Source organism: Flavobacterium sp. KACC 22763 (genome assembly GCF_028736155.1).
GTDB lineage: Bacteria > Bacteroidota > Bacteroidia > Flavobacteriales > Flavobacteriaceae > Flavobacterium.
This window is the reverse complement of sequence record NZ_CP117879.1, coordinates 2,293,031-2,314,116: the sequence shown is the minus strand read 5'-3', so window position 1 is coordinate 2,314,116 and position 21,086 is coordinate 2,293,031. Positions and strand designations below refer to the sequence as shown.

Annotated in this window: 12 protein-coding genes; 8 read left to right on the top strand and 4 right to left on the bottom strand. The window is 35.1% G+C overall.

Annotation, left to right across the window (positions count from 1 at the left end):
- Positions 1–109: 109 nt before the first annotated feature.
- The 6 genes from PQ463_RS09370 to PQ463_RS09345 all read left to right on the top strand — a co-directional run bounded on the left by PQ463_RS09370 (position 110) and on the right by PQ463_RS09345 (position 14,552).
- Positions 110–4,453 carry a phage tail-like protein gene (locus PQ463_RS09370; RefSeq protein ID WP_274257503.1) on the top strand — a complete coding sequence of 1,448 codons (4,344 nt, stop codon included), beginning with the start codon at positions 110–112 and terminating at the stop codon, positions 4,451–4,453.
- Between the two features lie 432 nt (positions 4,454–4,885).
- A complete protein-coding gene (locus tag PQ463_RS09365; protein ID WP_274257502.1) occupies positions 4,886–7,978 on the top strand; it encodes a phage tail-like protein in 3,093 nt (1,030 codons plus the stop codon).
- 182 nt (positions 7,979–8,160) lie between these two features.
- Complete coding sequence (locus PQ463_RS09360) at positions 8,161–9,471, top strand: peroxiredoxin family protein (protein WP_274257501.1); 1,311 nt, start codon at positions 8,161–8,163, stop codon at positions 9,469–9,471.
- Positions 9,472–10,303: 832 nt separating this feature from the next.
- Complete coding sequence (locus tag PQ463_RS09355) at positions 10,304–11,617, top strand: T9SS type B sorting domain-containing protein (RefSeq protein ID WP_274257500.1); 1,314 nt, start codon at positions 10,304–10,306, stop codon at positions 11,615–11,617.
- Between the two features lie 19 nt (positions 11,618–11,636).
- Positions 11,637–12,554: a PorP/SprF family type IX secretion system membrane protein gene (locus PQ463_RS09350; protein WP_274257499.1), complete on the top strand. Its 918-nt coding sequence runs from the start codon at positions 11,637–11,639 to the stop codon at positions 12,552–12,554.
- A gap of 21 nt (positions 12,555–12,575) precedes the next feature.
- Positions 12,576–14,552 (top strand): OmpA family protein, encoded by a 1,977-nt coding sequence (locus tag PQ463_RS09345; RefSeq protein ID WP_274257498.1) that lies wholly within the window; start codon positions 12,576–12,578, stop codon positions 14,550–14,552.
- Positions 14,553–14,627: 75 nt separating this feature from the next.
- Here the strand turns inward: PQ463_RS09345 and PQ463_RS09340 are convergent, their stop codons facing one another.
- The 4 genes from PQ463_RS09340 to PQ463_RS09325 all read right to left on the bottom strand — a co-directional run bounded on the left by PQ463_RS09340 (position 14,628) and on the right by PQ463_RS09325 (position 19,240).
- Complete coding sequence (locus tag PQ463_RS09340; RefSeq protein ID WP_274257497.1) at positions 14,628–15,620, bottom strand: helix-turn-helix domain-containing protein; 993 nt, start codon at positions 15,618–15,620, stop codon at positions 14,628–14,630.
- A gap of 36 nt (positions 15,621–15,656) precedes the next feature.
- The gene (locus PQ463_RS09335; protein WP_274257496.1) at positions 15,657–16,637 is read right to left on the bottom strand and encodes a helix-turn-helix domain-containing protein; all 981 of its coding nucleotides are present in this window, start codon (positions 16,635–16,637) and stop codon (positions 15,657–15,659) included.
- Positions 16,638–17,119: 482 nt separating this feature from the next.
- Complete coding sequence (locus PQ463_RS09330) at positions 17,120–18,448, bottom strand: sigma-54-dependent transcriptional regulator (protein WP_274257495.1); 1,329 nt, start codon at positions 18,446–18,448, stop codon at positions 17,120–17,122.
- Positions 18,449–18,454: 6 nt separating this feature from the next.
- Positions 18,455–19,240 (bottom strand): sensor histidine kinase, encoded by a 786-nt coding sequence (locus PQ463_RS09325; RefSeq protein WP_274257494.1) that lies wholly within the window; start codon positions 19,238–19,240, stop codon positions 18,455–18,457.
- A 638-nt stretch (positions 19,241–19,878) separates the two neighbouring features.
- Between PQ463_RS09325 and PQ463_RS09320 the strand changes: the two genes are divergently transcribed.
- Entirely contained in the window at positions 19,879–20,421 is a 543-nt protein-coding gene (locus PQ463_RS09320) for a hypothetical protein (protein ID WP_274257493.1), read from the top strand.
- 100 nt (positions 20,422–20,521) lie between these two features.
- Entirely contained in the window at positions 20,522–20,959 is a 438-nt protein-coding gene (locus PQ463_RS09315) for a hypothetical protein (protein ID WP_274257492.1), read from the top strand.
- Positions 20,960–21,086: the final 127 nt, after the last annotated feature.

Below are 21,086 nucleotides of genomic sequence, written 5' to 3'. Positions count from 1 at the left end.
TCTACGGGCAAAAATAAATCTATTTTCAGAAGAACTTTGCACTTTCAAATCTAGATGTTTGAATTGTAAGGACTTAAGAAAATAATTAAAACACATAATAATTAAGGTTATGAAAAATAGATTACTCCCTTTATTTGTTATTTTGGCTACCTTCTCAGCCCGTTCACAGGTTGTTGTTGGAGCGAAAACAACATCTACTGAATCAACCCAGTTTGAGGTCACGACTTTGGGTGGTTCTGAATTAGATAGATACGGTGCAAGTACCAAGGGTATATTGATCCCTAGGGTTAAATTAACAAGTACTACTGTTTATGCGCCAATTGTTGGTACACCAACTAATAGTTTGTTAGTTTTTAATACCAATACAGCTGGAGATGTTACACCAGGTTACTACTATTGGTATGTTGACAGATGGATGAGATTAGCAGCTGCTGGTGAAGCAGGTTCTGGAACAGGCAACAATGGTGTTGCTGGAGGAGACGGAGAGCCTGGTACTGCTGGCTTAGATGGGACAATTCAAATGTATATCAATTACACAACAGGAATTGTTTATGTAAGAGATCCTCAAAATAAGAATAATTGGATTCCGTTAAATGGACCAGCCGGAAATAACGGTAAAGATGGTATGGTTGGCGGTACTGGTGCACCAGGTACACCTGGAGCAGAAGGAATCAACAAGGACAGTACTATATATATTGATGCAGACTCTGGAACAGTTTATATTGTTAAGCCAGGAACAGATCCATTAGATCCAAATAACTGGATTCCAATTAATGGTAAAGATGGTGCAACTGGTATTCCTGGAACAGATGGAAAACCAGGTGAAGCAGGTTCAATTACTACACTTAACGCAATCATTAAAGATGGTAATGGTGATATCTGGGCTTATACAGGGAAAGATATGACTGTTAAAGGTCGCGATGCGGAGTGGGCTGCTGAATCTCCAAATTGGGTTAAAATTAGCGGTAAAGATGGAGCGGCAGGAAATAACGGAAAAGATGGTATGGTTGGTGGTACCGGAGCACCTGGTACGCCTGGAGCTAACGGAATCAATAAAGACAGTACTATTTATGTTGATACTGAGACTGGTACGATTTATATTTTAACACCAGGAACAGATCCATTAGATCCAAGTAATTGGATTCCAATTAATGGTAAAGACGGTATGGATGGTATTCCTGGAACAGATGGAAAACCAGGTGAAGCAGGTTCAATTACTACACTGAATGCTATTTTAAAAGATGGCAATGGCGATATCTGGGCTTATACAGGGAAAGATATGACTGTTAAAGGTCGCGATGCGGAGTGGGCTGCTGAATCTCCAAATTGGGTTAAAATTAGTGGTAAAGATGGTGTTGATGGAATAAAAGGAATTGACGGTAAAAACGGTATTGCAGGAGGTAAAGGAATACCTGGAGTTGATGGTGTGCCTGGTGTTGATGCCAGTATTGAAATGTGGATTAATTATGATACTGGAGTTGTATATGTAAGAGATCCTGAAAATCGTGATAATTGGATTCCTTTGACTGGTAAAAACGGTATTGATGGTATTCAAGGTGTACCAGGGCCTCCAGGAACAGATGGAGCAATTACTACTCTTGATGCAATTGTAAAAGATACTAATGGAGATATTTATGCTTACATAGGAAGTGATAATACAGTTGCAGGACGTGCTTTAGCTTGGAAAAATAAATCTACTGATTGGGTTAAAATCAATGGGTTAAATGGTAAAGACGGTCTTGCTGGTCCGACAGGAGAGAAAGGTGTAGATGGAAAGATTACTACCCTTGATGCTATTATAAAATATGGAAATGATATTTATGCATATATAGGCTCCGCTGATACTCCAGAGAAACGTACTGAAGAATGGAATAGCGGTACAAATTGGATTAAGATTAATGGTTCTGCTGGAGCACAGGGAGCAGACGGAAAAGGCATTGCTTCTACGTCAATTGATCCTACGACTGGAGAAATGACTATCACATATACAGACGGAAGCACTTCAAGTGCAGGAAATGCGAAAGGAGACAAAGGTGATAAAGGTGATAAAGGAGACAAACTGACTTTTGACGACCTGAGCGATTCTGATAAGTTGGCCCTAAAAGGGGACAAGGGAGACCAGGGTGAGAAAGGAGACAAACTGACTTTCGACGACCTGAGCGATTCTGATAAGTTGGCCCTAAAAGGGGACAAGGGAGACCAGGGTGAAAAAGGAGACAAACTGACTTTCGACGACCTGAGCGATTCTGATAAGTTGGCCCTAAAAGGGGACAAGGGAGACCAGGGTGAAAAAGGAGACAAACTGACTTTCGACGACCTGAGCGATTCTGATAAGTTGGCCTTAAAAGGGGACAAGGGAGACCAGGGTGAGAAAGGAGACAAACTGACTTTCGACGACCTGAGCGATTCTGATAAGTTGGCCCTAAAAGGGGACAAGGGAGACCAGGGTGAAAAAGGAGACAAACTGACTTTCGACGACCTGAGCGATTCTGATAAGTTGGCCCTAAAAGGGGACAAGGGAGACCAGGGTGAAAAAGGAGACAAACTGACTTTCGACGACCTGAGCGATTCTGATAAGTTGGCCTTAAAAGGGGACAAGGGAGACCAGGGTGAAAAAGGAGACAAACTGACTTTCGACGACCTGAGCGATTCTGATAAGTTGGCCCTAAAAGGGGACAAGGGAGACCAGGGTGAAAAAGGAGACAAACTGACTTTCGACGACCTGAGCGATTCTGATAAGTTGGCCCTAAAAGGGGACAAGGGAGACCAGGGTGAGAAAGGAGACAAACTGACTTTTGACGACCTGAGCGATTCTGATAAGTTGGCCCTAAAAGGGGACAAGGGAGACCAGGGTGAAAAAGGAGACAAACTGACTTTCGACGACCTGAGCGATTCTGATAAGTTGGCCTTAAAAGGGGACAAGGGAGACCAGGGTGAAAAAGGAGACAAACTGACTTTCGACGACCTGAGCGATTCTGATAAGTTGGCCCTAAAAGGGGACAAGGGAGACCAGGGTGAAAAAGGAGACAAACTGACTTTCGACGACCTGAGCGATTCTGATAAGTTGGCCCTAAAAGGGGACAAGGGAGACCAGGGTGAGAAAGGAGACAAACTGACTTTCGACGACCTGAGCGATTCTGATAAGTTGGCCTTAAAAGGGGACAAGGGAGACCAGGGTGAGAAAGGAGACAAACTGACTTTCGACGACCTGAGCGATTCTGATAAGTTGGCCCTAAAAGGGGACAAGGGAGACCAGGGTGAGAAAGGAGACAAACTGACTTTCGACGACCTGAGCGATTCTGATAAGTTGGCCTTAAAAGGGGACAAGGGAGACCAGGGTGAGAAAGGAGACAAACTGACTTTTGACGACCTGAGCGATTCTGATAAGTTGGCCTTAAAAGGGGACAAGGGAGACCAGGGTGAGAAAGGAGACAAACTGACTTTCGACGACCTGAGCGATTCTGATAAGTTGGCCCTAAAAGGGGACAAGGGAGACCAGGGTGAGAAAGGAGACAAACTGACTTTCGACGACCTGAGCGATTCTGATAAGTTGGCCCTAAAAGGGGACAAGGGGGACCAGGGTGAGAAAGGAGACAAACTGACTTTCGACGACCTGAGCGATTCTGATAAGTTGGCCTTAAAAGGGGACAAGGGAGATACTGGAGAACAAGGTCCAGCAGGAGCACCAGGAACACCTGCAATCAATTATTCAGCAGGAAATGGAATAACTATTAGCGGAACAGTTATTTCTGCTAATCCACAAAATGCAGAAAACATTACAGGAGGACAGGCTCTTACTTCGAACTCACCAACTGTTATAAAGGTAAATACAGGTGATGATGTATTATTGAAAGCTGCTTCGGTAGAATTAGTTCCTGGGACAACTGGACAAATATTGACAACTGACGGAACTACCGTTGTATGGAAGGATGCTGTGGCGCAAACGAAAGCTAGTTTAACAAGTACAACTCCTGCTACAGTATTGCAAGTTATAGGAACTGATGCAACCTTAGCCGCTGCTACGGTAGATATTGTACCTGCAACTAAAGAAGGTCAGGTATTAACTACAACTTTAGATACTGATGGTACAACTAAAGTAGTAAAATGGCAAGATCCTAAGTCTAATAATGTAATGAATGTTCAACTTATTGAAGGTAATTATGCTGTAACGGCTGATGATTATACAATTATTACTAATGGCATAACTACTGATATTACAATTACTTTACCAGATGCAGAAAGTAATGAAGGCAGAATTTTAGTGATCAACCAAAATGATCTTACTAATACAAATGGTGATGACCTAACAGTGAAGTTTAATGTTGATATAGTTTATTCATCTAAGACTTCAGCTAAAGAGATATTAGCGCCATTCGTTTCTTCAGGTAGTGGAACACTTAAAATTACGTTACAAGCTCACAATAAAAAGTGGTATGTAATTTCATCTATATAATTTATAAAATTCCACACAGACTTAAAACGCTGTGTGGAAATAATAACCAAATTTTAAAATAAGAAGATGAAAATGCAACAAGTTTCATCTTGATAATTATAAAATTCCACACAAAGTTTTAAATCGCTTTGTGTGGAAATTATAAAGCAGCCTATAATATTAAGTTTTTCAAAAATAAGGTTTAAAGTAATATTGAAGAGTAAGTAAAATAAGTTGCTTTTTAAGGTATTGAATATCAGTTAAATAATATTATCTTTATAAGATATTCATTAATAATTTTTTAATCAGTCTATTTTTTTGATTAAGCAGTTTCAATTTTAGAAACATTTTGGTCAACTACTATTAGAAAAAGAAAACAAAATTCAAGTTTTTTAACTGTGTTTTTTTTGATTAAGAAATTTCAATTTTTAAAACAATTTAAAAAATTAGATAATGAAGAAAAATCTATTCTGTATATGGCTAATGCTTCTGGTCATATTATTTTCAGTAAATATGGAGGCCCAAATGACCATAGGGGGCAAAAAAGAGCCTGAAGCTTTCTCAGTGCTCGAACTCCTTAACAAAGGCGGACTTAGACTGCCTCAAATGACAACTGCAGAGCGCAATGCATTTGCAGTAAAAAATAACGATAAAGGTAATGGACTTACCATTTATAATAAAACAACCAATTGTGTGGAGTATTGGAATGCGACACGCTGGGTAAGTTTATGTGAGGGTACATCTCAGGCTTCAATAAGCCCGCAGCCTTGTGTAAATGTTGCGGCTGATGGAACAGGCTGTGACCAGACATTTAACATTACAGATCCTGACTGTCCTAATGGGCCATTTAATATCAGTATTGTTGCTGGAGGTGAATATGCATCTTTAGTTGATGCAGATAATGCTAATGGAAGTTTTAAAATTAACTTTTTTCCAAATGAGACTATAAATCTGCATACGGTATTGGTACGCGTTACCAGCACCTGTACAAGTTTATATAAAGAGTTTTTATTCTCTCAAAATGGGGTAGACTGCAGCTCTATGTCGTATGCAGTGCCTACATTAACAGCATCTGGAACAGCTTTATGCGCTGGCGGTTCGGTATATTTATCTGTTCCCGCCAATACGGCAAATCTTGATAAGTTAATCTGGACCCGTAACGGTATTGAGGTTGCCCGCGGCGTTAATTATTATATCGCTACACAAAAAGGAAAATACAATATTTCTATGGGGGCTGTAGGCTGTAACACAAACGCAGGGAATGAAAAAAACATTACAGAATCTGCTACAGTGGCACCAGCCAGCATTACAGCTTTAGCTTCGAATAATGGTGTGCTTTGCGGTACAAATTCAGTCACACTTTCAGCATCTGGAACTGCAAGTAGTGTAGTTTGGTTCCATAATGGAGTTGAAGAAAAATCAGGATTAACCGTTAACATTAGCGGCGATAGCAGCGTGGGCGATTGGTTTGCAGCGGTAAAAGACGGAAGCTGCTATTCTAAACAGTCTAATACTATTAATGTGACAAAAAGTGCGGCTAGCGGACAGGTAGCTGTTCCTGACACTGATATTTTGGTGAACGGAAAACCGTTAAACACCATTACGTCATTCTGTGCTGGCGGAAGTCTGGATTTAAGCATCGCTAATAAGCAGAGCGGAATCACCTATACTTGGTACAACGGCAATGACGTTATAACGGTTAACCCATTTATAGTGCCGGCTTCTCAGAGTACCATATCGCTTCGTATGATTGCTACTGACAACACCGATGCAAAATGCCCTGCAGAAGCGCATGTAATAGATAAGAATATTACAAGCGGCAATACACCTTCAAAACCAACAATAAACAGCAGCAGCAACAGTACACGCTGCAGCGGCTCGGCAGTTTTAACTGTCTTAGAAACGGGCACTTACACTTGGTATAAGGATAACGTTAAAATGAGTGAAACCACTAAAGAAATTACGGTTACAGAAGACGGCACTTATGGAGTAACCATAACCAACGCAAGCGGCTGTACAAGCCCTATGGCAGTAAAAACAATTTTAGGAAATTCAAGCGCACCAGTCATTTCGTGGAACCCGGCTCCTCCTGCTCAGGCTACTTATGGCTCCGTAGTTGATTTTTCTCTTACCACTGCATTCAATCCTACCTCTTATGTATGGACTAAGGATGGCGTTGTAATACCAAATAATACTGGACAGACCGCAACAATTACGCTTCCAAGCACAGGAAGTTCTGTAAAAATTGGGGTGACGGCTAAAAACGACTGTGGAGAACAAACGATTTCACAGGATATAGCATTAAATAATGCATGCCCTACACCTGTTATTGCTACACAGCCTGCTTCGCAGTCTATAACAGCAAAAACAAGTGTTACAGTAAAAATAGCGGCGAGCGGCACCAATACAGAAACATATCAGTGGTTCCGCAATACCTCTGACAGTACAACAGGAGGAACACCTGTAGGAAATGCCATATCATATACTACGGCAGATCTTACAGAAGGTACCTATTATTTTTACTGTATTGTAACAAATGGCTGTACGGGCAATCCTAAAGCAACATCGCAAACAGCCAAGATTACGGTAACTAAAAATCCAGCCGATATAGCTCTAGGTAGCGGCACCTTAAGCGGTAAGACCTGTTTTGATGTTGTACAAACTGAAGGTGGCGACAGTTGCGGTTCAATAGCATCCCGTTCTAGCCAGAAGGCAGATTTTGCAACAACTTACATATATACTTTTACTCCAAATGGCACAGTAACTAATCTTCATTTTCAATATGTAGAAAGTGCTGCGGGTGCTGGAAAAATTGTTGAGACTTTCACTGACAATAAAAACAGCACAGTAACAGTGAAGTATAAATCAGATTTATACAATACAGCAAAAGGACTGGCTGCTGCAGATGCATTTAAACTCACTATATATGCCATATTTAATGACGGAACCGGCGCAGAGAAAGCAGTAAATCTTACGGCAGAAATAAAAGACTGCATGTGCTGCGGGGCTATGATTAGTCCTACAGAATGGAGAGGCTTCATGTGTCATAACTTAGGCGCTGATAAAACCTTAGACCCTTTTACTTTAAATACCGGATTAGTAGGATCATATTATCAGTGGGGAACATCTACTCCTGCAGTTTCTTATGTGAATTTTAACAGTCCTGCATTTAGAAGTGCTACCACATGGGTTGATGCTAGCGGTAAAAAAACAGCAAACGATCCTTGCGATCCAGGCTACCATATACCTACAAAAGCCGAATGGCAAGGGCTTATAGATTATTATACTACTAATTCTGCTTTGAAAAAGACTGTTGGTAGCGGTACATCGCCTGGGTTAGGTGGTATATTTTATGGCACCTCATTAATGCTGCCAACAACTGGGATTAAGTCTTCTTCGGGGCTATTCAATAGCACTACAACGTATCAAACTAGTGCTTATAGTGGTAGCGGTGGTCAATCTTCGTCCTTCGTCCTTTACCAGAATAGGATTGCCTTATCTGATCAGAATAGTGGAATGCCAATACGCTGTATAGCTGACAAATAAGAGATTTAATGTTCGGAAATTGGTTTTCAGGAAAATAATTTTCTTTATTGCCATGACGAGCTAAACAATAAATTTTACAAAGAAGATATTGCGCTTTTCATTCACTGTCATAAGATAGGTTTGAAAAGCGTATCTTCATTTTATTAAATTTTTTAATTAACAATAAAAAAGCTATAAAAAAAATGAGTACAAAAAAAATAATCATGGCAGGGCTTGCTTTTTTTAGTTTGCTGGTATCTGCACAAGCACAAACCATAAACGTTCATTTTTCTCATTATGGAGGAAAACAATATGTTTATGTATTGGAAAGAGGCGATAAAAAAGATACTATTGCCACAGGAAAACTCGATTCGTCAGGAAAAGTGGCATTGGTGCTTCCTGCTGCAAAAAAAGGATATGCCGGCATTTCGCATTTTGTGCTTACAGACGGCGGCGGTATGGATTTTATTGTAAACAATGAAAATTTTTCTATTGCCTGTCTTGAAGAACAGCCCAATTTTGAGAATACCAAATATACAGGCTCACCAGAGAATGAATTTTTAAACAGCAGGCAGAAAAAGCAAAATCAGTTTTTCCAGAAAGCAGGTATGGTACAGTACGGCCTTACCATTTATACTAAGGAGGAAGCTTTATACAATGCTCTTGTAGCTGAAGAGCAGAACCTTAATCAGGAATTGGGTGTTTTGAAAAGCAGTACGGCTCAAAGCAAACTATATGCGGCAAGACTGGCAGAAATCTATGATGTTTTAATGGGAATGGGAAGCCGCATTAATCAGTCAGAAGAAGAAAGGGCAAAAGAAATTAACCTTTTTGTAAAAGATAAACTTGATATGGCTGTACTGTACAACAGCGGCCAGTGGAGCAACCTTATTGAAGGCTGGATGCAGCTGCAGCAAGCCGTTATTAAAGACGATGCTGTCTGGCTGGCCGATACAAAACAAATCTTATCCCGCATAAAAAATAATGAAATCTATACTGCTTTTACAGAAAAAGCAGTTGCATTATTCACCAAAGCCGGAAAAGATGAGATGGTAGCGGCGATAAGTGAATATGCCACAAAATCAGGGAGACTGGAAAAACCTGGCAAAAAATTGGCAAGTGTAATTAATGCCCCTGTAATTGGCGGTTCGGCTCCTGCTCTGCAAACTGCAGCAGGCAAAAAAATGATCAATAAAAAGACATTGCTGTTTTTTTACGAATCGGGCTGTAACAACTGCGAGAATGAGATTCATCAGCTGTTGGGCAATTACGAAATCGTAAAAAGCAAAGGCTACGAAATTATAAGCATTGCCGCAGATATGACCAAAGATGCCGGAGATGGCCACGATCACACATTCCCATGGAAGGAACAGTTATGCGATTTCAAAGGTTTTGCAGGGCCTAACTTCCAAACCTATGCCATAATAGGAACCCCAACTTTTTTCACCATAAACGAAAAAGGAATAATAACAGGCAAATACGCAAGACTTATCGATACCGAAATCCTTAAATAATTGATAGTTGATAATTGACAATTCATAATTGTCAATTATCAATTGTTTCGTCTCTCTGAGCGATCGCTTACCGAAGTATCGGTATTGGGACGGTCGGGTTTCTATGTGAAACGATATAGCTATATAATCTTTATGATCAACGAGTGTGATTTTTCATTATTCAGTGTGATTAAGCAAAAAAGATCTTCGCAAGAGAAGCTTAAGATTGATAAAAATATGAAATGCAGTTATTAATCTCAAAAAATAAAAATGCTCAAATTTAGCATTAGAATGCCTTAATTTATAATATGTTAGGCTTTTACAGGCACTTATTGAAATACTAATCACGGATATTTGCAATATTATTTTTCATTACTCTTCAAGGGAGTAAAATAATCTTTTTGGTAATTGTTTTTCTTAAGAGAGGAAGTTTCGGCTTCCTCTTTTTTATTTTGCTTCAAACGCTATAGTTTTTTTATGCATTACTTATTCTTTTGTTTATGATTTTTTGAAACAGTATTTCTTCAAAAAGCACTATTTAATGTTTAGACTGTAGTATTTTCTACACTTATTTCCCTTTCTCTCTAGTACATAAATGTCCTAATCTACAATTCTAAAAACTTTTTGAGGCGGTCGCTAAATTATGTATATCCGAATTTTGCAGCGTAAAAACAATTAGATGTTTGATAATTGGTTGTTTATGAATTTGTTAGCAAAAAACGGCTTAAAAAAGAGCGCTGATATTTAATCCTATTTTAATACACTAATGACTTTGACAGGTTATTGATGTTTGGAGAGCAAAGTAATTTTACAGCATAATTTGAAAATGATTTATACCAAAAAATATATAAATATGAAAAACAATACTTTATGTAAAGTGAGTAGGCAAAATGATGTAAATCAGGAGCTTAAAAAAAGATCATTTTATGGATTTTTACTTTTAACAGGTTTACTGGCTTGCCAAGAAGGACATGCGCAGTTTTATAATGAAGGTGATGTAAAAGTTGATAGCAATACAACATTATCAGTTTATGAAGATTATGATAATACTGCCTTGGGAAGTTTTATCAATGACGGGAATGTCTATATTTTTAAAAACTGGAATAATGACGGTATTGTTAGTTTTTCGGGTTCAACAAGTAAAGGAACAACATTTTTTAATGGTCTGGATGGCCAGTTTATTGAAGGAACGAAGCAGTCAGATTTTCAAAACATTCAGTTTGATAATTCATTTGAAGCAGCACCGTTCTATTTAGGAACAAAAATTTCAGTTAGTGATAAGGCCGAATTCAAGCAAGGAATTGTGGATGCTGTTACTTTACCTGGAGCTTTGGTAATATTTAATGAAAACGGACGACACGAAAAAGCAGGAGACCAGTCTTTTGTTGATGGTAAAGTTCAAAAAATAGGAAAAAAACAGTTTCAGTTTCCAGTAGGTGCAGGTAAATTCTTCAGACCTTCTGAGCATGAAGCCGCTGGGGATAATATATATACTACGCAATATTTCCACAAAGGAGCTAATGATGATTATCAGCACTCTTACGATGATAGAGACGAGTCGATTCTTAAAATCAATCCAGAAGAATACTGGGAAGTAAGACAAGATAAAGGAGCAGACAAAATCATTTTAAGCCTTACTCTTGATTATGATACAACTCCAGCTGATTATTACAATTTACCGCCTAATACAAAATTAGCAATCGTTCGTTGGGATGAAACTAAGAAGCTTTGGGTAAATGAAAATGGAAAACTTAGCCAACCTATTTCGGGAGAAGCATATTCACATCTGCTGACAAGTCAGGTAAGTGGTTACGGATTATTTACGATGGCTATTGTAAAAGATACGGGAACTATTGAAGACGACGGATTGATTGTGTACAATGCAGTTTCTCCTAATGGTGATGGTCTAAACGATACTTTCCATATTAAAGGTTTGGATAATTTTCCAGACAATACATTAGAGATTTATAACAGATGGGGTGTAAAAGTGTACGATGCAAAAGGATATAACGAATCAGATAGAATGTTTGCAGGTTACTCTGATGGACGCGCTACAATTAATAGAGGCGAAAAACTTCCTACTGGAACTTACTTCTACATATTGAAATATAATAATGGTAAACAAGTGAGGGAGAAAGCAGGATACCTGTATATCAATAATCAATAATTTAAAGAAATTAGAACAAATGAAAAAGATTTTATATTTATTAATCATGCTGTTTATCGGATTTTTTGAAATCTCCGCGCAGCAGCAGTCACAGTATACGCAGTATATGTATAATACTCTGACAATAAATCCAGCATATACCGGAACTCGTGGTTTGCCAAGTGTTTTCGGGCTATATAGAACCCAATGGGTCGGATTAGAAGGAGCTCCTCAAACGGCAAATTTTTCTATTGAGGCACCAATTACTGAAAGCGGACAAGGATTTGGATTGTCAGTTATAAACGATCAGATCGGATTTACTAAAGAAACTACAGTTAGTGTAAGTTATGCGTATCCAATTCAGCTTTCGGCAGATCTTCATCTCTCTTTAGGGATTAGCGGATCGGGAAATTTTTCACAGGTAGATTATACTAAAGCATCAATCGAAGATTTGTATGACCCTTACCTTACTGGTGTTATATCGAAAACTTCTCCAAATTTTGGTGCAGGGATTTATTTTCACTCATCAAAATGGTACGCTGGTGTTTCCGTACCAATGATTTTGGAAACTAAGTTTTTTGATGATGTTAAAGTATCGGTAGCCGATCATAAAATGCATTTTTATGCAATGGGAGGTTATGTATTTGATCTTAACGAAAACCTTAAATTTAAGCCTGCTGCCATGGTAAAAATGGTTAATGGAGCTCCATTGGCTGTTGATTTGTCTGCAAACTTTCTCTTTAATGAAAAATTGACTTTAGGAGCAGCTTATAGATGGGATGCTGCGGTTAGTGCAATGGCAGGATTTCAAGTTTCTCCAGGAATGAATATCGGCTATGCGTATGATTACGATACTCAAAAAATTGGAAATTATAATTCAGGATCTCATGAAATTTTTCTTCGTTTTGACCTGTTTTCTGGAACCAAATATAGACTTGTTACTCCAAGATTCTTTTAACAAACATAAACTAGGATAAAAATGATATTTAAAAAGATTAAAATAGCGTTGGTTTTACTTTGTATTTGTTTAGTACAGTCAGGAAGGGTTATTGCTCAAGATAAAAGATTAGAAAAAGCAAATAAAGCTTATGATAAATTCGCCTTTATAGAAGCAGCGAAATTATACGAAGAGCAAGTTAATAAAGGTGTTAATACACGTGAGATTTATACCAAACTTGGAGATTGTTACTATTATAACGGAAATTACCCTAGAGCAGTAAAATGCTATTCTAAAATTTTAGAAACTAAAGTAAAACTGGATTCTGAATATTATTTTAGATATGCTCAGGCATTAAACAATACGCAAAACTATAATGAAGCGGAAAAGGTTATGAAAACCTATTATTCTAATGTGGGAAAAAATGATCTTAGCGCAAACTGGGGCGAATCTAAACTAATAGAAGCAATTAAAGAGCAGTCAGGCCGTTACACTTTTAAGCCTGTAGAAATTAATACTCCGTTTTCAGATTTTGGAAGTGCTTTTTATGGTACAGACAAGGTAATATATGCATCTGCGAAAGATACGGGAATTGTTATCAAACGTAAACACAGTTGGAACGAAAAAGCATTTTTAAAATTGTATTCGGCTGATGTAACAGTTGATGGAGGACTCCAGAACCCAGTATTGTTAAAAGGTGATGTAAATACAAAGTACCATCAAAGTACGCCAGCAATTACCAAAGATGGTAAAACTATGTTTTTTACGAGAAATAATTACATTGATGGAAAGCTTGGAGAAGATAAAAAAGGGACAACTTATTTGAAAATTTATACAGCTGAAAATGTTAATGGCAAATGGGAAAATGTAAAAGAATTACAATATCCAATTAACAGTGATGGTTTTTCTTCTGCACATCCAGCCCTTAGTCCAGATGAAACACAACTATTTTTTGTCTCTGATCGTAATAATAGTTTTGGAAACTCTGATCTGTATGTGGTAAATTTAAAGAATGGTAAACTGGTTAGTAATGATGTAGTAAAATTAGGAGAAGAGATTAATACTCCTGGACGAGAAACATTCCCCTTTATGGACAGTTGCGGAATCTTATATTTTGCATCTGATGGACATCCTGGGCTAGGCGGATTAGACATATTTGCAGCAATTAAAGATAACACCGGAAAATACCATGTAGTAAACTTAGGGGATGGTGTAAATAGCGCATCAGATGATTTTGCCTATACTTTCAATTGTGAGAATAAAAAAGGTTATTTCTCATCAGACAGAAGTGGTAATGATGATATTTATAGTTTTACAGAAAGCAGACCTGTAACTTTTGATTTTGATTATAGATCAACTGTTTTTGGTACTATAACCGAAAATGGCCAGCCAGTTTCAGACTTTAATGCCGAGTTGTTTAATTCAAAAGGCGAAAGCGTTGCTACGCTTAAAACAGATAGTAAAGGATTTTATGAAATTGTGCTAGATCCATATCAGGATTATAAAATAGTGTTTACAAAACAGGAGTATGCTGAAAAAACGATCAACACAGAATTGCTTAAACCTCTTGAGAAAAAAGAAATAAGCTTTGAAATAACCCGTGAAATGGAGGTTGTTGTAGAAGGCGAAAAAGTAAAAATTAAAGAAGGAGATGATTTGACAGATAAGTTAAAGCTAAGCCCAATTTATTTTGATTTTAATGGTTTTAATATTAGACAATCCTCTCAAAAAGAATTAGATAAAGTTGTAGCCTTAATGAAAGATCGTCCAAATATTTCGATACAAGTAAATTCATATACAGACAGTAGAGGAAGAGACGAATTTAACATGAAGCTTTCTAAAAATAGAGCTAAAGCTACAGTAGATTATATCATAAAAGCTGGTATTTCAAAAGATAGAATTAATGGAGAAGGCTTTGGAGAAACACACCTATTAAACCATTGTTCAAATGGAGTTGCATGTTCTGAAAAAGAACACGAGCTTAATAGACGTTCAGAGTTTATAATAAGTTTTAAATAACAATCACCTTACTTTTATTCAGCCACTGTTCATGTTTTTATTGGACAGTGGCTTTTTTATTAACTGTATTTTATCTTAGCGAAACCGTTTTATAAAATCATCTGAGGGTTTTCTGTTTAACAGTTCGTAATATTTTGAAGTAAAATAATTTAGTTTAGTATAATTCAATTCATACATAACTTCAGACAAGGTTGTATATTGGCCACTTTTTAAAAGCTTTTGTGCAAGTTTAATTTTTTCTTCTATGAACAAATTTTTTGGCGTGTTGTTAAAGCGTTTTTTAAACAAAGTTTTATATTTCGACGCTGACATTCCTGCCATACTTGCAAGAAAGGTTAAAGAAGGAAAAGGGCCGTACAAATTATTCGTCAGATAATCTTTGGTTTTCTCTATAAATTCATTTTCAACTTCGGTAAGTTCTGTGCCCGATTCGTTCGAATCATAAAATTTATTAAAAAAATTGCCAAGTACTTTTAATGAAATCCCTTTTAGAAACGAATCAAAAGAAAGGTCGTTAATAGATTTGTTTTGCAAAGATTTGATTAGAAGTATACTATTGCTATCAATATTTCCGTAGTGATAAAATACTTTTTTATTGTTTTCATTTAAGTTTAAAGCGTTCTCTTTTTCTTTAAATTTTTGAATAAAATCGTGAAGTAATTTTTTGTCAAGAAGTATTCTTAAAGCAATCGTTTTTTCATTAACTGAAGGCTTAAATGTGCTCTCAAATTGGTTATCGAAAATTGCTAAATCCAATTGATTAAAAGCTCCAATTTGGTAATTAATATCATTAATTTTGATGAGATTGATATGTTCACTTAAATCAAAATGAAAAATATACAATTCGTTTTCAGATTTTTGTCTTACTAATTTGAAAGGTGTATTTGTTGTTAATTCAGCATAAACAACAGAAATACCGTCCATTACCGGAGAAAAATAAAAAAAGCCTTTTCCTATATCATCGGGTACAACGATAAGTTTATCGTCTATTAGCTCTGTATTTAATTGTTTCACTACATCATATTGCCATTCTGGCGTTAAACTGTAATAATGCGTAACTTTTCTCATAGACTTATCTTTTCTAATAGTTTATTTATACTTGCCTTACAATTGCTTATAAAAGGCTTTAGGAGATAATCCAAAATGTTCTTTAAATTTTGATGCGAAATAAGAATTGTTGGTAAAGTTTAGTTCATCTGAAATTTGAGAAATAGTCAATTGTTTATTTTCAAGAAGCTCTTTAGCTAGTAATAATTTATTTTCCATGAAGAAAACATTTGCTGTATCTCCTGTTATTTTTTTAAATAAGGTTTTGAATTTAGATTCTGACATATTAGACATCTTAGCCATTTGTGTGATACTAGGAAAATGATCTTTAATATGCTCAATTAAATACATTTGAATCGAAATAATTCGATCTAAGTCTTTTTTGTTAACCGTGTGGATAATGATTTTTCTAGTAGCTAATTTTTTTAGATAGTTTGAAATTAATAAGTGTACAGTGCCTTTTAAATGCAGATCGAAAATGGCTCCACCGACTTCTAATTTCCTTAGATCATTTAATATATGAAAGCTATCGCTACTCATTCTGTCAAAACGAATTATGGTATTTTCTTTTGGATCAAGTACCGCATCAATATTCTGAATAACTATATTGTTTTTCTCAGTAAAGGCTTTTAACATGCTTTTTTTAATAAAAATGCATAAAGCAAAAGTTTTGCTTCCTTTTGTTACATTATATTCCGAATCTAAAGATCCGTCGATGACCGCTAAATTATAGTTCCATCTGCCGACATTGTAAACGATAAAATCCGTGCTTACTGTAGCTTCACCTTCTGTGAGATTGTAATAGAAACCAATAAAATCCTGATTGAGATTCTGCTGTATTAACTGGAAATTCCTTTTATATTCTACATTTATATAATAGGCGAAAATACCATTTCCGCAGTCTAAAAAATAACGAATTCCTGTTTGGGAGTCTTCAGGCAGTATGATAAAATTTCCTTCAATTTTTCCTCCAATTTGTGCAGCGTAATGCTCTACCCAGGAAAGATTTGCGTCATAATAATGTTTAATTATTTTCATGGAAATGTGGATTTGTGTTATAAAGTTAAGTTTTTTAAGAAAATAAATGCATTTTTTGTTTTATAAGTTATTGATAATTAGCAAGGTGCTAATTGTTGATAACTTATATCGCCAAGTAATGCGACAAAACTTAGAAATAGACTAGTATTAGGGTAGATTTGTTTGGGGTTTTGTAATGAAAATATTTTAAATATATTTTTTAGGAATAATCTAGAAGTAAGATTAGAATTTGAGATTAAGGAGAAACCGTAATTTTTTTGCGTAATTTATAGGTGCAATCGTAATTGGGCTTTTTTTATGTTTCAGCTTGATCATTTTAATAATGAATTTGATTTATTTTAATACTTTTTTGACTTTTAAAGGCAAAACATATGCCTTTTTTTATATTAATTTGTAAATCAGCTTATTGTATCCGGGTCTCATTTGGAATATACAAATAGTATAGGTAAATTGTGGACAGATAGGGGAATATCTACCCGTTTTTACTGAATTTTTTGATTTAAAGTCTTTCTGTCAATTTGCAGTATTTGTGCTGCTTTTGTTTTGTTATTGTTTACAGCATTTAAGACTTTTATAATTTGCTCTTTTTCATATTCTTTTAAAGATTTGAAAATAGTATCAGATGAAGGAATATGATATTTTAAATTTTCTGGAATATGGTCTAAAGTAATGCTATCATCACTCATAATAACCAATCTGTGAATTACATTTTCAAGCTCTCTAATATTTCCTGGCCAGTTGTATCTTTGTAATACTTCAATTGCTTTATCATTTATTTGAATGTTGGTTTTGTTGTATTCGAGTGAATATTTCTCAATAAAAACATTTATTAAGGTCTGCAAATCTTCTTTGCGATCTCGAAGCGGTGTAGTTTTTATGGTAATAACATTTATTCTATAAAACAGATCTTCTCTAAATGAACCTTTTAGAACTTGCTCTTCCAAATTGCTATTTGTGGCAGATATAATTCTAACATCAACTTTTTCAGATTTTGCTGCTCCAACTCGTACAATTTCTTTTTCTTGAATAACACGTAAAAGTTTTACTTGCAAAGACATAGGAGCATCTCCAATTTCATCTAAAAAAATTGTACCGCCAGAAGCAGACTGAAACAAGCCTATTCTATTTTCTGTTGCACCTGTAAATGAGCCTTTAATATGACCAAACAATTCAGATTCTATTAAGTTTTCGGGTATGCTTCCGCAGTTTACAGCAATAAAAGGTTTATCTCTAAGTTTGCTTGTAAAATGAATAGCCCTTGCAATCAATTCTTTTCCTGTGCCGCTTTCGCCTTCTATAAGAACAGTTGCTTTAGTATCTTTAATACGTTCGATTGTTTCAACTAATTCTTTAAACTGAATTGATTTTCCAGTTAAATCTCCATATGATTTTTCATTATTACGATGATGAAAATCGGTTGAAGTTCTGGAAGCAAGCATTTTTTTGTTCAGTGACTCTAAAATTGCTTTATGAAGTTCTTCACTAGTAAATGGCTTTGTTAAATAATCTAAAGCTCCAGATTTCATTGCATTGACAATATTGTAGACAGATGGAATGCCTGATATGACAAGTTTTGGTATTGCGGGAAAATGTTCTTCAGCGTATTTTAACAGTTCAATGCCATTAATATTTGGCATATTTAAGTCGCTTATTAGTAAATCTATCTCTGAATTCTTTAAGACATCTATGGCTTCATTTACAGAAGATGCCTTATAAGTGCGGTAATTGAAAGATTTTAGTTGTCTTTGAATCAAGTCCAGCATGTCATTATTGTCATCGACAACCAAGATATTTTCTTTTTTAAAAGTCATGTTATTTTATGATAAAGGAATTCGAACAGTAAAAATCGATCCGGTCGGAAAATTATCTTGAAGTATAATTTCTCCGTTGTGATTCTTAATTATTCCGTGTACCACGCTTAAACCAAGTCCGCATCCATAATTGACAGGCTTGGTTGAAAAGAAGGGTTCAAATATTTTTTCTTTTATAGAATCTGGGACCCCTGTTCCGTTGTCTTCAATTCTCAAATATAAATTGGTTTTATCATGATCGATTATTATTTTAATAGTGCTTTTTTCTGGAGAAGCATATATGGCGTTTATAAGCAGATTAAATAAGACTTGGGTAATTTGAACAGAATCTACTCTTGCCATAATAGTATCATCTTTGAAAAATAATTCATGTCTTATTGCTTTTTTTTGAAAATTAGATTTCAAAAATGATAAAGCAAAAACAATAATAGGTTTCAGTTCTTGCAGTTCTAATTTTTGAGGAATTTCGCACGAAAAGAACATGAGTTTTTTAACAATTTCACGGGAATAGATGACTGAATTGATTATAATAGAGATATCAGCACTAATTTCCGGATCTGAATTTTGTTCCTTTATCAGTTCAGCAAAACCCAAAATATTGCCCAAAGGTGTATTTAGCTCATGAGCAATCCCAGCAGTCATTTCTCCTAGTAAAGAAAGTCGCTCCATGCGTTCAACAGTTCGTCTCAGTGCTGCTTTTCTTTCTAAGGTTTGATATTTTTCAACATAATTTCCAATTTCTATCGCAATAGTATCCAAAAGCAACTGTTCATCTTCAGTAAAATCGCTCAAATTGTATTTTTTTGATGGATAGTGTACCTTAATGTGTCCATAATATATTTTGTTTACTATTATGATACTAGACTGAAAGATGGTGGGTTCCATTTGTTCAGATGTAGATAAATGATAATCTTTTATGTGGAGTTCTACCACATTGTCTGTACAGTAGCGCCATGCACTTTTTACGCTAATAATGATATCGTAAAGAGTCTGGATATTTATCGAATTCGATTTGGAGATAATTTTCGAGATAGTATAAAGACAGCTAAGTTCTTTTATTTTTTCTCTTAAATCCTCTTCTGTTGAGTGTGGCTGCATTGTAGGAAATTATTCTCAAAAAAAAATAAATTAATTTCAAAAGTAGCTAAATAATTTAAACCTCAAAATAAAACTTTGTCTTATGGTAACTATTTGAAAATAAACTAAATAAAGCTATTTTTTGTGTCTTATTTTATTGCTTTTTTGTCTTTTAGTAGCTGTTTTTAATATTAAATTTTTATATAAAAAATCGTACTTTTTGTTTATTCCAAAATAGAACGTTGCAAAGCAATATTTAAAAAGTCTTATTATGATAGTTTAAAAACTTTAAGGTCTACAGTATAGGAAATCTTAAAGATAATTTTGTATTCAGATTAATCCGAGACTAAACCATGAATACCACAAATTTTTCTTTAGAGTTTCCGCTAAATTTTTCTGAAATAAGAAAAATAAACAAGATGTATTTTGAACATTTGTTTAAACAACATATTATTTTTGTTTCAATATTGATTTTATTACTTCTTATTTTTTCTGATTTAATCAATATTAATTTCGAAGATGATTTTTTTCCCTGGCTGATAAGAAGCCTAGGGATAATTGTTTTTTTTGTTATTATCGAAAATTCTTTTGTTGATACTGTTTCAGAATTTACTTTTCAAATAACAAAACGATTATTGAGGTTTAAGAAGCTAAATAGCAGATATAAGTTTGTCTTTACCAATTCTAAAGTCTGCATTAGATTTCCTTTAGGCAGATTAACTCATAAATGGACCACAATAGAAAAAGCAATTCTAACCAAAAATTTCCTGTTTCTGTATATAAAAGAAGAGAACAATTATATTATTTCTATTTCTAGAAAAGACTATGATTATAGAAAGATGGAAGAACTATTAGCCTTTGTAGAACAAAATGTTATACACATTATGAAAGTTTGAAATTGCTTAAAATTGCCCTATCATGTTAATTTTCTGACTTTTAAAGGTAATTGCTTTTTTTTAAGTCGCTTAGCTTTGTGATATATTTTAATGAGATAAGATGCAAAAGGAAAAGGTTTTAGTGTGTGATAACAGCGCAACTTTCTTAAAGATGTTTAAACGAAAATTTAAAGAAGAGTTTGACTTTTTTGAAGAATTATTATTGAATGATAGAAGAAGAAAAGAATTTGATCATGTAATTTATGTAATAAATGATAGGAAAGAATTGCTCAACTTTTTATCACAGAAAAAAAATGACTCGCATGCTTTGGTCTGCTTATTTGATATCCATCTCTATAGGAGTATATCATTTTTAGAAGAAACATATAATTTCATTTTGTTTGATGAGTCGAAAACAAGAACTGAAATTTTAAAAGAATTAAAGAAATTTTTCCGCAGTAAATTGGATTTTACATCGGAGAAAGAATCATTTAAGTCTTCAAAAGTTTCTCGGAAAAGATTCTTAGAGTATTACAAAGCTATATACTTTCTAATGTAATTTATTTTTTATTTTTTTTCGCCGCACATTTAACATAAAATGTGCTCCATAAAAGCAGGATAAATGTTGTTCTTTATCCTGCTTTTTTTAGTTTCTGATTGCATTTTCTAAATAAAGTTTTTGTTTT